Origin of the sequence: Aeromonas sp. R1-1, from assembly GCF_040908495.1 — a bacterium.
Lineage (GTDB): Bacteria > Pseudomonadota > Gammaproteobacteria > Enterobacterales > Aeromonadaceae > Aeromonas > Aeromonas veronii.
The window spans coordinates 1-14003 of record NZ_JBFODV010000125.1 but is presented as its reverse complement, the minus strand read 5'-3'; the positions used below and the strand labels follow the sequence as shown (position 1 = coordinate 14003).

The 14003-nt window shown below is 60.1% G+C and carries 10 protein-coding genes; 5 read left to right on the top strand and 5 right to left on the bottom strand.

Annotated elements, in window-relative coordinates; all coding sequences use genetic code 11:
• Window positions 1-748 (top strand): fructose-specific PTS transporter subunit EIIC (locus AB5Y92_RS07380; protein ID WP_368226225.1); only part of this gene is annotated, 748 nt, incomplete at its 5' end.
• An 86-nt stretch (window positions 749-834) separates the two neighbouring features.
• A complete protein-coding gene (gene mngB / locus AB5Y92_RS07375) occupies window positions 835-3489 on the top strand; it encodes a mannosylglycerate hydrolase (RefSeq protein ID WP_368226223.1) in 2655 nt (884 codons plus the stop codon).
• A gap of 170 nt (window positions 3490-3659) precedes the next feature.
• Here the strand turns inward: mngB and AB5Y92_RS07370 are convergent, their stop codons facing one another.
• Together AB5Y92_RS07370 and AB5Y92_RS07365 are read right to left on the bottom strand one after the other, a co-directional pair.
• Window positions 3660-4649, bottom strand: a complete 990-nt coding sequence (locus AB5Y92_RS07370) for a D-alanine--D-alanine ligase (protein WP_058057457.1) — start codon at window positions 4647-4649, stop codon at window positions 3660-3662.
• A 204-nt stretch (window positions 4650-4853) separates the two neighbouring features.
• Window positions 4854-5462, bottom strand: coding sequence for a 2OG-Fe(II) oxygenase (locus AB5Y92_RS07365; RefSeq protein ID WP_005360026.1), 609 nt, complete (start codon window positions 5460-5462; stop codon window positions 4854-4856).
• A gap of 337 nt (window positions 5463-5799) precedes the next feature.
• On the opposite strand from AB5Y92_RS07365, the gene AB5Y92_RS07360 reads away from it, so the two are divergent.
• Both AB5Y92_RS07360 and AB5Y92_RS07355 read left to right on the top strand, forming a co-directional pair.
• Window positions 5800-6276, top strand: coding sequence for a glutathione peroxidase (locus tag AB5Y92_RS07360; protein WP_201988127.1), 477 nt, complete (start codon window positions 5800-5802; stop codon window positions 6274-6276).
• 182 nt (window positions 6277-6458) lie between these two features.
• Window positions 6459-7862 carry a DEAD/DEAH box helicase gene (locus AB5Y92_RS07355; protein ID WP_201988126.1) on the top strand — a complete coding sequence of 468 codons (1404 nt, stop codon included), beginning with the start codon at window positions 6459-6461 and terminating at the stop codon, window positions 7860-7862.
• Window positions 7863-7973: 111 nt separating this feature from the next.
• On the opposite strand, the gene hutW is transcribed toward AB5Y92_RS07355, so the two are convergent.
• The gene (gene hutW, locus AB5Y92_RS07350) at window positions 7974-9335 is read right to left on the bottom strand and encodes a heme anaerobic degradation radical SAM methyltransferase ChuW/HutW (RefSeq protein ID WP_201988125.1); all 1362 of its coding nucleotides are present in this window, start codon (window positions 9333-9335) and stop codon (window positions 7974-7976) included.
• Between the two features lie 256 nt (window positions 9336-9591).
• Here hutW and AB5Y92_RS07345 point away from each other — a divergent pair, with 256 nt between their 5' ends.
• A complete protein-coding gene (locus tag AB5Y92_RS07345) occupies window positions 9592-11187 on the top strand; it encodes a methyl-accepting chemotaxis protein (RefSeq protein ID WP_201988124.1) in 1596 nt (531 codons plus the stop codon).
• 126 nt (window positions 11188-11313) lie between these two features.
• Here AB5Y92_RS07345 and aroG read toward each other — a convergent pair whose 3' ends face one another.
• Complete coding sequence (gene aroG, locus AB5Y92_RS07340; protein WP_368226220.1) at window positions 11314-12369, bottom strand: 3-deoxy-7-phosphoheptulonate synthase AroG; 1056 nt, start codon at window positions 12367-12369, stop codon at window positions 11314-11316.
• 220 nt (window positions 12370-12589) lie between these two features.
• Window positions 12590-13873, bottom strand: coding sequence for a 3-phosphoshikimate 1-carboxyvinyltransferase (gene aroA, locus AB5Y92_RS07335; protein WP_279505021.1), 1284 nt, complete (start codon window positions 13871-13873; stop codon window positions 12590-12592).
• Window positions 13874-14003 lie beyond the last annotated feature (130 nt).

The following is a 14003-nucleotide window of genomic DNA, read 5'->3' as shown; positions in this document are numbered from 1 at the left end:
TATCGCCGGTTACCTGATGCGCTGGGTCAAGCAACATGTGCGCCTTAGCCCCAACTTCAACGGCTTTCTCACCTTTTATCTCTATCCGGTGATCGGCACCCTGGTGGCGGGCAGCCTGATGCTGTTTGTCATCGGCCAGCCGGTAGCCTGGCTCAACAACAGCCTCACCGAGTGGCTCAACGGCCTCTCCGGCACCAATGCGCTGGTACTGGGCGCCCTGCTCGGCTTTATGTGCTCGTTTGACTTGGGTGGCCCGGTCAACAAGGCGGCCTACGCCTTCTGCCTCGGCGCCATGGCCAACGGGGTCTACGGCCCCTACGCCATCTTCGGCGCGGTCAAGATGGTCTCGGCCTTTACCGTCACCTTCTCCACCCTGCTGGCGCCGCGCCTGTTCCAGACCTTCGAGATCGAGACCGGCAAATCGACCTGGCTGCTGGGGCTGGCGGGGATCACCGAGGGTGCCATTCCGATGGCCATCGAAGATCCAATCCGGGTGATCGGCTCCTTCCTCGCAGGCTCGGTGGTCACCGGCGCCATGGTGGGTGCCATGGGGATTGGTCTCTCCACCCCGGGGGCCGGCATTTTCTCCCTCTTCCTGCTCCATGATGGCGGCCACGGTGCTCTGATGGCTGCCGCCGTCTGGCTCGGTGCGGCGCTGGTGGGCACCCTTATCTCCACTGTGGTGCTGATCGGCTGGCGCCGTCACGCCATGCAGCGCGGCACCTATCAGGTGGTTGCCGCAGAGTAAGGCTCATCTTCACCACCGCTTTTTCAACAGACTATTTTTCCGCACGGCAGGCAAGGGCCGCCGTGCGTCAGCAAAGGATAATTGTCATGACAGTTTCACGAGTTCACATCACGCCGCACATGCACTGGGATCGGGAGTGGTACTTCACCACCGAGGAGTCCCGCATCCTGCTGGTCAACAACATGGCTGAGATCCTGGCGCGTCTTGAATCCGACCCCGACTACAAGTTCTATGTACTGGACGGCCAGACTGCGGTGCTGGAGGATTATTTCGCCATCCAGCCCGAGAACAAGGCCCGGGTGAAGGCGCTGGTGGAAGCAGGCAAGCTCATCATCGGCCCCTGGTACACCCAGACCGACACCATGCAGGTGAGCGGCGAGTCCATCCTGCGCAACCTGCTCTACGGGATGCGCGACTGCCTTAGCCTTGGCGAGCCGATGAAGATCGGTTACCTGCCCGATTCGTTCGGCATGTCCTCCCAGCTGCCCCACATCTTCAATGGCTTCGGGATCGATCGGGCCATGTTCTGGCGCGGCTGCTCCGAGCGTCACGGCACCGACAAGACCGAATTCCTCTGGCAGAGCAACGACGGCAGCGAGGTGACCGCCCAGGTGCTGCCGCTCGGCTACGCCATCGGCAAGTACCTGCCAGAAGATGAGGCAGGTCTGCGCAAGCGGCTCGAATCCTACTTCGAGGTGCTGGAGAAGGCCTCGGTGACCAAGGATATCCTGCTGCCCAACGGCCACGACCAGATGCCGCTGCAACAGAACATCTTCGCCATCATCGACAAGCTGCGGGAGATCTACCCCCAGCGTGAATTCCACATGAGCCGCTTCGAGCAGGTCTTCGAGCGCATCGAGGCGTGCCGCGACCAACTGGCCACCCTCAAGGGGGAGTTCAACGACGGCAAATACATGCGGGTACACCGCACCATCTCCTCCACCCGGATGGACATCAAGCTGGCCCACGCCGCCATCGAGAACAAGATCGTCAACATCCTCGAGCCGCTGGCGAGCATCGCCTGGGCACTCGGCTTCGAGTACCACCACGGGCTGCTGGAGAAGATGTGGAAAGAGATCATGAAGAACCACGCCCACGACAGCATCGGCTGCTGCTGCAGCGACAAGGTGCATCAGGAGGTGATGACCCGCTTCATTCTGGCCGACGACATGGCCGAGAACCTGATCCGCTTCTACATGCGCAAGATTGTCGACAACATGCCGGTGGCGCTCTGTGAAGACGGGGTACAGGTGGCCGACAAGCTCTGCCTGTTCAACCTGATGCCCCTCCTCCGTCAGGAGGTGATCAATACCAGCATCCGCATTCGCGCCCAATCCTTTGCCCTGCGCGATGAGGCAGGCCAGCCGGTTCCCTACTTCATCCGCGCCAAGCGCGAGATTGACCCGGGTCTGGTAGACAGACAGATCGTGCACTACGGCAACTACGACCCCTTTATGGAGTACGACATCCAGCTCTGCCATCCGCTGCCCGCCATGGGCTATTGCACTCTCCATATCGAGGGCAACCAGCCGGGACTGGAGCAACCGGTGACGGCCAGCGGCGAGCTGCTGGAGAACGATTTTTACCGCATCGCCCTCAATGACAACGGCACCCTGCAGATCCTGGACAAGCTGCGCGGCACCACCTTTGATCAGGTGCTCACGCTGGAAGAGGGCTCCGATGATGGCGACGAGTATGACTACTCGCCGTCGCGGGACGAGTGGCTGCGCTACTCCACCGAGTTTGCGGTGACCCGTGAGGTCACCCATGAAGCGTGGCAGAGCATCGCTACGCTCAAGCTCCGCATGGCCGTGCCAGCCAACCTCGCCGAGCGGGCCAGCCGCCAGTGCAGCGGCCACCTCGATGTCACCTGCCGCATCACGCTGGCGCATCAGAGCCCACGCATCGACATCGAGCTGGAACTCGACAATCAGGCAGATGATCACAGAGTGCGGGTGCTGATCCCCACCCCCTTCCCGAGCGACACCGTAGTCTCCGACAACCAGTTTGGCTGCATCACCCGCCCCTCCCGCGACAGCGCCATGGCGAACTGGGAGGCAGAAGGGTGGAAAGAGGCCCCCATTCCGGTCTGGCAGTTGATGAACTTCGTCGCCCTGCAAGATGGCAAGCAGGGACTGACGGTACTGAGCGACGGTCTGCGCGAGTTTGAAGTGATCGGTCAGCAGTGCGACACCCTAGCACTCACCCTGCTGCGCGGGGTCGGCGTACTCGGTAAAGAGGAGCTGCTGCTGCGCCCGGGTCGCCCCTCCGGCATCAAGCTGCCCACCCCGGACTCCCAGGTGCGTGGCAAACTCAGCTGCCGTTTCAGCCTGCTGGCGTTTGCCGGTGATCACATCAGCGCCAACGTGATGCAGGCGGCGCGCAGCTACCTCACCCCGGTGCGCTGCTACAACAAGATCCCGTACGATGCCATGAAGCTCAACAAGGCGAGCTTCACCACCCCGCTGCACTTCAGTCTGTTCTCCATGGCTCCCTCCGGTCCGGTGCTGAGCGCTCTGAAGAAAGCCGAAGATGAAGAGGCGCTGGTGATCCGGGTCTACAACCCGAGCGAACAGGCGGTACTGGAGGGGGGCCAAGTGAGCAGCGAATACATCCTGAGCGACTGGCAAGCGGTGCGGATGGACGAACAGCCCCTGCCCCTTGAACTGGCCGCTGGCGAGTTTGGTGAGCTGGCGCCGTGCCACTCCCGCAGCGTACGCTTTCGGGTGGCTCGCGGTTAACCGCCGGTAACACCCACAGGTAGCAACAGGCGGGGAAGAATCATCCCCTCCCCGCCTTTATATCCCTTCAAGCTGGCCTGCCTCGCTTGATAAAGACATAAAAAAATCCCTGCCAGTTGGCGGGGATTTTTTATTGGGTTCTGCTTCATCCCGCGAGCGGGAGAGCGCACTTAGCTGGCCTTGCGCAGGATCTGCTCAAGGTAGTCGGCGAAGCGGTGACCGTGATGCTCCAGCAGTTTCGGGAACATGGAGATGGAGGTCATGCCCGGGAAGGTGTTGATTTCATTCAGCAGGATCTCCCCCTCCTCGGTCAGGAAGAAGTCGATGCGGGAGAGGTGGGTCAGTTTCAGCTGACGGAACGCCTTGAGGGCATACTCGTGGATCGCATCAGCCTGCGCCTGGGTCAGCCCCTCGGCACGCAGTGCCGTCTCGGTATGGCTGGCGCTGCTGTACTTCTCTTCATAGGTGTAGAACTTGTCCTGCGGCACGCAGATCTCGCCCGGATAGGTGGCCACCAGCTCGTCACCGTACTGGTAAACCGCTACTTCCAGCTCGCGCGGCTTGACCGCCTTCTCAATCAGTACCTGTTCGGAGTAACCAAAGGCATCGGCAATGCCTTTTACCAGATCCGCTTCGTTGCTGGCGGAGTAGCAGCCAACGGAAGAGCCCTGGGAGGCCGCCTTGATAAAGACCTTGCCCCACTTGGCCAGCGCGGCTTTGGCCTCGGCGAGCGCCGCCTCATTTTGCTCGGTCAGGAACAGGTACGGGGTGTTGGGAATACCGATGGCGGAGAGCCACAGCTTGGTGCTGATCTTGTTGAAGCAGATCTTGCTCGCCTCGGCATCGCAACCGAGATAAGGCAATCCGGCCAGTTCGAGGAAGGATTGCAGATCGCCGGTCTCACCCGGGTAGCCGTGGATGCAGGGCACCACGTAATCCACCGGACGGGCCACGCTGTCAAACGAAAGCAGCTTGTCGAGCCCCAGCTTGCACTCGCGGCCATCGGCACTGAGCCAGCGATCGGCGAACATCTCGACGCGGGTCACTTCGACACCGGGCAGAAGGCCCAGTTGTTGCTCGAGGAAATTGGCGCTGCGCAGAGAAACTTCGTGCTCTGAGCCACCGCCGCCGCACAGCAGCAAGACATGCATGTTCTTCATTAGATGTGATCCCTTGGGAAAAGCGGCCTCGTCATGACCATTTGATAAGCCAACCACCATAAAAACCGGACGAAGCCAGATACGAACATAAGTGCGCGCCAGTGTAGCAAGGGAGATCAACCCTTGTCAGCTGATGGGAGACCCATGACCCCACTTCTTGCAGTGAAAAGTCTCCCCTGTGTCAAAATCGGGACACATTGCCCCTCAGCGCGGGGGATCGACCCTTCCCATGCCGTTGCCATTGACCCGAAACCAGCCGGCAATGCTGTAGCGCTCGCGATTGGCAGGCAGCACCTCGTGGGGAAACTCCTCGGAGAGAAACATGACCAGCCGCCCCCCCTTGGGGCTGACATCCATCAGAAACTGCTCCTTGTCGTCATACATGCGCAGCACTCCACCCGCTTCGGGCAGCCAGTCGTTGTTGAGGTAAAACACGGTGGTAAGACGGCGGTTGGAGCGACCGGCAAAGGCATCCCGATGGGTGGCGTAAAAATCCCCGCTGCGATAGCGGGCGAAGTGGGCCTCGTAGTCGAACAATCCCAGCATCAGCATCCGGTTGGCGGCAAGACGCAGGGACTCCATCCGGGCGAGGTAGTCGGCCACCGGCGCACCGAGAGAGGGCTCCAGCCAGTGGATCTGGTCACGGCGAATATCGGGATTGCCCTGGTGCAGGGCGTCACGGCCGATCCCGGCCGGTTGCCATTCGCTTGGCAAACAGGCTTTGAGGGCATCCACCTCGGCGGCGGTCAAAAAATCATCCACTATCACCCATCCCCGGGTGTAAATGGCATCCATGGCAGCTTGATAGTCCAAGATTGGCTCACAATGAGTGGAAAGAGGGCGCTTTGTAGCGACTTACCGGCAAAGTCACAAACCGGTTTGCTTCTCTTGAGAAGTCCCAACATCAATACGCGAGTTGCTGCCCGCCTCCCCGCATTTTTGTCGCCAGTTGTGATCCCGCCCTGCCAAAGAGCGTATTGGCTGTCGAAACTGTGATGGCCCTTGCAATCAAGGGGATGGGTCCTTGCTCTCACCTTGCCGTTAAAAGAGCCAACCGATACCGTAGCCACATCACCATCATGTCGTCAGGCTGGCGCTCATCGCCACAACCGACCTGACACCCCACGGATAACCACGAAAGGATCTTCTCATGCCTCTGCCCGATCTCACTTTGCAACGACTGGATGGTACCCCCTACCCGCTGACTCAACTGGCGGGCAAGGTGGTGCTGGTGGTCAATGTGGCCAGTCGCTGCGGCTTTACTCCCCAATATGAAGGGCTGGAAACGCTCTATCGGGAGCTCGGCCCCAAGGGGCTGGTGATTTTGGGCTTCCCCTGCAACCAGTTCGGCAATCAGGAGCCGGGGGATGCGGACGAGATCGCCCGCTTCTGCTCCCTCGACTATCCGGTCACCTTCCCCATCATGGCCAAGTGCGATGTCAACGGTGAGCATGCCCACCCTTTCTACCAGTGGCTCAAGCAACAGAAACCGGGGCTGCTGGGGCTCGAAAACGTCAAGTGGAACTTCACCAAGTTCCTGATCGACCGCGATGGTAACGTGGTGGAACGCTTTGCCCCCCAGGCCAAACCGGAGAGTCTGGCCGAGCAGATCCGCGAGATGCTCTGATGCTCCCGCACCGTTTTACGCCACTGCGCTGAACGATTGTATGGCGGCCGGTGCGACAGCTACTGCGCAGCGGCCGCTCTTTTGCTATATTACGGCCCCACTATCTTTTCCATATCGTGGCTGGCCCCAACATGCTGGCTGCCCGTTGAGCCAAAGGCTCATCTCAGGAGTTTCTCTCGAACATGTCATTCAACGAACTGGGTCTGTCTCCGCATATTCTGCGGGCCGTCAAGGAGCTGGGTTACGAACAGCCAACCCCCATCCAGCAGCAAGCGATTCCGGCCATTCTGGCCGGTCAGGATGTGCTCGGCGGCGCTCAGACAGGCACAGGCAAAACGGCCGGTTTCACCCTGCCGATGTTGCAGCGTCTGCTGGCCAACCATGGTCGTGGCCGTCGTCAGGTACGCGCACTGGTACTGACCCCGACCCGCGAACTGGCGGCACAGGTGGGCGAGAGCATCATCAAGTATGCCCACCACCTGCCGTTCAAGACTCTGATCGCCTATGGCGGTGTCAGCATCAAGCCCAATCTGGACGCCATCAAGCTGGGGGTGGACATTCTGGTCGCCACCCCGGGCCGTCTGCTGGATCTGCTGACCCAGGGCGCCCTGACCCTGAGCCAGCTGGAAGTGCTGGTGCTGGATGAAGCGGATCGCATGCTCGACATGGGCTTTATCGTCGACATCCGCCGCATCATGAAGGCGCTGCCTGCAGAGCGGCAAACCCTGCTCTTCTCTGCCACCTTCTCAAACGACATCAAGGCGCTGGCGGATGACCTGCTGAACGACCCCACCCTGATCGAGGTTGACCCCAGCAATACTGCCGCGGAGCAGGTGACCCAACGCATCATTCAGGTGGATCGGGAACGCCGCCGCGAGCTGCTCTCCCACATGATTGGCCGTGGCAACTGGCAGCGGGTGCTGGTGTTTGTTCGCACCAAGCAGATCGCCGACCGCCTCGCACTGCAGATGCAAAAAGATGGTCTCAATACCGTGGCGATCCACGGTGACAAGAGCCAGGGTGCCCGCAACCGGGCGCTGGCCGATTTTCGCAGTGGCGAGGTGCGGGTGCTGGTAGCGACCGATATCGCCGCCCGCGGTCTGGACATCGATCAACTGCCCTACGTGATCAACTTTGAACTGCCCCAGATGGCGGAAGATTACATCCACCGTATCGGCCGTACCGGCCGCGCCGGTCGTGGCGGCGAGGCCATCTCGCTGGTCAGTCAGGATGAGCTGGGTCAGCTCAAGGCGATCGAAGCCCTGATCGGCCAATCACTGACCGTGGAGATCCTGGAAGGGTATGAGCCAAGCGGCAAGCCGAGTCGCCAGACTCTGCCGGGCAGCAAGCCGGTGCAGAACCCGCCTCGGGCTCGCGGCCATGCCAACGCCAAGAGCAGCAATGCCAAGGGCAAGCCAGCCGCGGGCAAGGGCAAAGCCAAGGGTGACGCCAGCAAAAAGCCTGCCCAGGCTCCTCAAAACAAGTCCCGCAAGCGGGAAGTGGTGGGCGAGGATATCGGCTTTGCGCCAATGCGCCGCCTGCCCAAGGCGATGCGCGACAGCTATCAGGAGAGCAGCGACGAGTAAGCTCGTGCGACGCTAACTGCCAAGCCAAAAGAGGGTGCCTGCAAGGCTCCCTCTTTTGTTATGGATCGCACTGAGCCGGGCAAGTGCTCCGTGCAAATGCTCCGCTCGGGCTCAGACCAGCGAATGGCGCACCGCGGCAGTACCATGGCTGGGCGGTGCAGAACCATCGAGCGGATTGTGCTGCAAGAACTCGAACAAGCCAGCCTGCATATTGACGTTCCAGAAGCGTCCGGCGAGGGTGAGTTGCAACCGTGCATTCTCGATCTCGGCCAGCCCGTGCTGCTGCCAGGCGGCAAAAAGCGGCATCAGATGGGTCAGCAAAGGCGCTGGCAGACGATCCAGCGCCAGCACGCCACTGTCGAGGGCGCCACGCAGCAGACCGTCCATCCTTGCATTGGGATTGCGTCCCATCACCATCCCGGGCGCCCGCTTGCCACTGGCCAGCGCGTCATGCCAGGGGGCCAGATCCCGTCCATACATCAAGCCATGGCCAAGAATGCTGCCCCCAGCACCGGCACCAAAGGGGAGGATCTCCGCACCGCGCTTGGCCATCTGGTTATAACGACTCTGCTCGGCCGGACTGCGCCGCCAGTGGCTGCAAGAGAGACGCTCCCAGCCGTGAGCTTCCAGTTGCGCCCCGCCATAGGCATACATGGCGGCACGCTGCTGGCCATCGGCGAGCCAATCCAGGGTGCCCTTCTCCTGCGCCCGCTCCAGATTGGTGCCCTGCATGGCGATGAGCTGGTAGAGATCGACCCCGTGTACACCGCTCGCCATCACATCGCGGATATCCTGCTGCCACACGGCATCATCCTGACCGGGCAGACCAAAGATAAGATCCGCCACGATCACAGCCGCATCATCCCGGGTCAGCTCACCCAAACGGGTCAGCAAGGTCTCCCTGTCATCGAAACGGGCCGCCTGCTGACGCACCCGGGTATCAAAGCTCTGCACCCCGAAGGAGAAGCGGTTAAAGCCCCCCGCCAGCGCCACCTGCCATTTCTCATTATCAAAGCCGTTGAGGCGCCCCTCCAGCGTCACCTCGGCATCGGCCGACAACGGAAAACGGCGGATCACGGCGGCCAGCATGGCCAGCTCGTCGGCGCTCATGTCGGTCGGCGTACCGCCCCCCACATAGACGGCTGAAAATGGCATGCTCTGCGCCAGCGGGGTGTCAGCGGCCTGCGCAAGGGAGGCGCAGAGGGCGTTGACATAGCGGTTGATCCGCGCCGGGTTGGCGCCATTTTCAAAGAAATTGCAGAAGCTGCAGCGCTTTCGGCAAAACGGAATGTGGATGTAGAGGGCGCGCTCCTCAGCTTCACTCTCTCGCTGCCACCAGCTCTGCCAGCCTGCCTCATCCAGCGGGAAGGGGCGCATCCCTCCCCGACTGGCGTGAGCCGAGGTCTTGGCGCTAAAAGCAAACTTGAGGGGATCCGGCGTGGCAATACCGGTCATGGAAGGGGTCAGATTCATGATGGTCACTATTATCAGCAAATAATGACAATGATAACGATTATCGTTACTGGCAATTTGTTCTGGATCAACCCGAGGAGCCCCCCCCCTCCCGAAAGGCATTTTGGCAACCTGCATTACCGATCTGCTTAACAGATTATTTACTCAAGAGTGGTTATCGTGTGCCGATAGAGAACCATCTCCCGCCGTTTCTTCGTCTACGATCAAGATGATACGGGATCACATAACAACACCAAGCGCATGGAACTTGCCCAAAATGCATAACCTCTCCTTGAACTGGAAAATATTCCTCCCTCTTGCGCTGGTCATCAGCACCACCTTTGGCCTCTGCTTCGAACTCTCTGCCTGGCTGCAACGGGATCTCGCCATCCGGCTGGCAGAGGAGAAAGTTGAGAGCATGGCCAACACCTATATGGATCAGGTGAACGTGCTGATGATGACCGGTGGCATGGCCAATCGGCAGATAGTGCAGACCAAACTCAAGAGTGAAGCGGGCATCGTTGAAGCCCGTCTGGTACGCGCCCCCGCCGTCAGCAACCTGTTTGGCCCGGGTCACCCGGATCAGAAAGCGCAGGATCCCCTCGATGAGCGAGCCATCAATCAGGGCGAAGCCATTCTGGAGCAGCAGGGCAATCAGCTCACCTTGATCAAACCGTTCAAAGCCTACAAGGAGTATCGCGGCACCCAGTGCCTCACCTGTCACCAGGTCAATGAAGGAACAGTGATGGGGGCAGTACGGATCAGTTATGACCTCAGCCACACCTTCGGCGAGATCCGCCACAACAACCTGATCCTGAGCGGCAGCCTGGCCGCCGTCTTCAGTCTCGGCTTCGGCTTGCTCTGGTGGGTATTGCAACGCTACGTGAAACACCCCCTGCGCCAGCTGCAGCTCACCATGATCCGGATGGCCAAAGAGCGCGATCTCGCCCTCCCCCTGGTCAATCACAGCCGGGATGAACTGGGCCAGATGACACGCGCCGTCAATGATATGGTGCAGGGCTTCCGCCACAGCCTGCAGGAGGTGGAAGGGGCAACCCACCAGCTCTATCAGGAGTCGAACCAGATCCGTCAGGTGGCGACCCAGACCGAAAACTCGGCCCGCCAGCAAGAGGGGATGACCACCCAGGTTGCCGCCGCCGTCAGCGAGCTGGCCGCCAGCTCTCATGAGGTGCGCGAACATGCCCGCCACAGCGCCGAGCTCTCCGCTCTCACCAATCAGGATGCCGCCGACACCAGCCGCCTCGCCCAGCACTCCATCACTGACATGGGCGAGATGTCGGCAGAGATCGATCGGGTAGATCAGGTGATCCAGCAACTCGACAGCCGCTGCCTGGCTGTTGATGGTGTGCTCGAGGTGATCAAGGGGATTGCCGATCAGACCAACCTGCTGGCCCTCAACGCTGCGATTGAAGCGGCCCGGGCTGGCGAGCAAGGCCGTGGCTTTGCGGTAGTAGCCGATGAAGTGCGGGCCCTCTCCAATCGCAGCCGCGCCGCCAGTGAAGAGATCTCCCAGATGATCGCGGCCCTGCAAAATGAGGCCCAGAGCGCAGTTACGGTGATCGGGGATGCAAAAAGCAAAGCCGATGAGAGTATCAGCAAGACCGAAGCGACCCTGGCAGCCATGCAGAACATCATCGAGCGCATCGCCCGCATAAATGACCTCAACGCCCAGATGGCCCAGTCGGCCGAAGAGCAGGACAGGGTCTGCCATGAGGTAGACAGCTCGGTGAGCGATATTCGAAATACCTCCAACGACACCCTGGGTCAGGCGCACGCCGCCAACCTCGCCAGCATTCAGCTGGTGGAGCAGTGCCAGAAACTGGAGGCGCTGCTGAAAACCTACCGCTGGTAATCCACTTCACATATGAAAAAGCGCGACCCGAGGGTCGCGCTTTTGCTTTATGGATTCGATTTGGCCGAACGGCCGCGTTGCTACTCCAGCGGCGCGTTGACGATTAACAGCGCCGCCAAGATAGCTTTAACGGGCGTTGCGGGTTGCGACGGCATCCGCCAGATTGCGCAGCAGCACTTCGGTATCGGCCCAACCGATGCAGGCATCTGTGATGCTCTGGCCGACGGTGAGTTCACACCCTTCCACCAGATCCTGACGGCCTTCCACCAGATGGCTCTCCACCATCACACCAAACACCGCCTTGCTGCCGGCACGCAGTTGGCTGGCCACATCCTCAGCAACCACCATCTGGTTCTTGAACTGTTTGCTGCTGTTGGCGTGACTAAAGTCGATCATCACCTTCTGTGGCAGACCAGCCTTCTCCAGCCCCTTCACAACTTCGCTGACATGGGCCGCGCTGTAGTTCGGCTCACGACCACCACGCAGAATGATATGACAGTCCGGGTTGCCGCGGGTCGCCACGATGGCGGAGTGACCGTATTTGGTGACCGACAGGAAGTGGTGCGGCGCACTGGCAGCGCCAATGGCATCGATGGCAACCTTGATGGTGCCGTCAGTGCCGTTCTTGAAGCCCACCGGACAGGAGAGACCGGAGGCCAGCTCGCGGTGTACCTGGGATTCGGTGGTACGGGCACCGATAGCGCCCCAGCTCATCAGGTCCGCCACATATTGCGGGGTGATCATGTCGAGGAACTCGGAGGCAGTCGGCAGCCCCATGTCGTTGAGATCCAGCAACAGCTTGCGACCAATGCGCAGACCGTCGTTGATCTTGCAGCTATTGTCGAGGTACGGATCGTTGATCAGCCCCTTCCAGCCCACAGTGGTGCGCGGTTTTTCGAAGTAGACCCGCATCACGATCTCCAGCTGACCTTTCAGCTCGTCGCGCAACGCCTTGAGGCGCTTGCCATACTCCAGCGCGGCAACCGGATCATGGATGGAGCAAGGACCAATCACCACCAGCAGACGATCATCTTCGCCGGCCAGGATATTGTGAATGACCTGACGGGATTCAAAAACGGTGGACGAGGCCACCTCGGTAGCCGGAAACTTCTCAAGCACCGCAACCGGGGGTAATAACTCTTTGATTTCACTGATACGAACGTCGTCGGTTTGATGCTGCATGACAAGGCTTCCTGCTAGATGACTGCGATTAGGAAATCTCAACATAGCCCGCGACCGCGCATGTGTAAATAGTAAATTACAGCAATCACAAAACTATTTTATATGGCAATCTTGCAAGTTATTGAAATGATGCTAAGCGAAATGACGATACTGGTGAGGAAGGCAAAAAGGCCCGCTCAGCGCGGGCCCAAAGCGTCGGTGATGACGGGTTTGTCAGTGATCAGCCACGCTGGCTGATACTGGCCAGCTTGTCGAAGTAATCCGGGAAGGTCTTCGAGGTGCACTTGGGATCATTGATGGTGACCGGAGTATCCGACAACGCCACCAGCGAGAAGCACATGGCGATACGGTGATCGTTGTAGGTATCGATCTCGGCATGCTTGAGCTGGGTCGGCGGGGTCACGGTGATGAAATCATGCCCCTCCTCCACTTCGACGCCCAGCTTGCGCAGCTCGGTCGCCATGGCGTGCAGACGATCGGTCTCTTTCACCCGCCAGTTGTAGATATTGCGAATGGAGGTCGGCCCCTCGGCAAACAGCGCGGCAACGGCGATGGTCATGGCCGCATCGGGAATATGGTTCATGTCCATATCCACTCCGTGCAGCGGCGCCTGCTCCGCCTCGATAAAATCATCGCCCCAGGTGATGCGTGCGCCCATCTTCTCCAGCACGTCGGCGAAGTGGATATCACCCTGAATGCTGTGCTTGCCGATACCGGTGACCCGCACCTTGCCCTTGATGGCGCCCGCTGCGAGGAAGTAAGAGGCGCTGGAGGCATCCCCTTCCACCAGAAAGTCACCCGGGCTGATGTAGGTCTGGTTGCCCTTGATGTAGAACAGCTTGTAGTTGTCGTGCTCGATGACCACCCCGAACTGCTTCATGATGTGCAGGGTAATATCGATATAGGGCTTGGAGACCAGCTCTCCCTTGATGTGGATCCGGGTATCACCGGCCGCCATCGGCGCCGCCATCAAAAACGCGGTCAGGAACTGGCTGGAGACGGAGCCATCGACGTGCACATCGCCGCCCCACAGCCCCTTGGCATCCACCACCAGCGGCGGATAACCATCGTGTTTCAGGTACTGGATATGGGCACCTGCTTCACGCAGGGCATCCACCAGATGGCCGATGGGACGCTCTTCCATGCGCGGCTCGCCGCCCAGAGTATATTCACCTGAGCCGAGGCATAGCGCGGCGCAGAGCGGTCGCATGGCAGTACCGGCGTTGCCGAGGAACAGATTGACCGGCTCTTTCACCGCAAAGCTGCGACCCAGACCCAGCACTGTACACTCGGTCTTGTCGGCGGAGAGCTTGTACTTGACCCCGAGCTGGGTCAGCGCAGCCAGCATATGACGAATGTCATCGCTGTCGAGCAGGTTGGTCAAACGGGTGGTGCCACGAGCCAGCGCCGCCAGCAGCAGCGCACGGTTAGAGACACTCTTGGAGCCGGGCAGATTGACCTCTCCGGCTACACGAGAAATGGGTTCCAAACGCAACGAATTCATAGACTTCCTGTGCTATCTCAAAAATAAACGCCTGTCCGGACGTTAACAGCCTGCGTCCCGCTCGGCAAGGGCACTTTCAGGGGAAATCGCACGGCAAACGCCAGCGCGCTGGTTCTGTTGAAAAAAAGAC

Coding starts and splice junctions, on each gene's coding strand:
- AB5Y92_RS07345 (WP_201988124.1), top strand. CDS start 9,592: ATGCATAACCTCTCCTTGAACTGGAAAATATTCCTCCCTCTTGCGCTG.
- hutW (WP_201988125.1), bottom strand. CDS start 9,335: ATGAATCTGACCCCTTCCATGACCGGTATTGCCACGCCGGATCCCCTC.
- AB5Y92_RS07355 (WP_201988126.1), top strand. CDS start 6,459: ATGTCATTCAACGAACTGGGTCTGTCTCCGCATATTCTGCGGGCCGTC.
- AB5Y92_RS07370 (WP_058057457.1), bottom strand. CDS start 4,649: ATGAAGAACATGCATGTCTTGCTGCTGTGCGGCGGCGGTGGCTCAGAG.
- AB5Y92_RS07360 (WP_201988127.1), top strand. CDS start 5,800: ATGCCTCTGCCCGATCTCACTTTGCAACGACTGGATGGTACCCCCTAC.
- mngB (WP_368226223.1), top strand. CDS start 835: ATGACAGTTTCACGAGTTCACATCACGCCGCACATGCACTGGGATCGG.
- aroG (WP_368226220.1), bottom strand. CDS start 12,369: ATGCAGCATCAAACCGACGACGTTCGTATCAGTGAAATCAAAGAGTTA.
- aroA (WP_279505021.1), bottom strand. CDS start 13,873: ATGAATTCGTTGCGTTTGGAACCCATTTCTCGTGTAGCCGGAGAGGTC.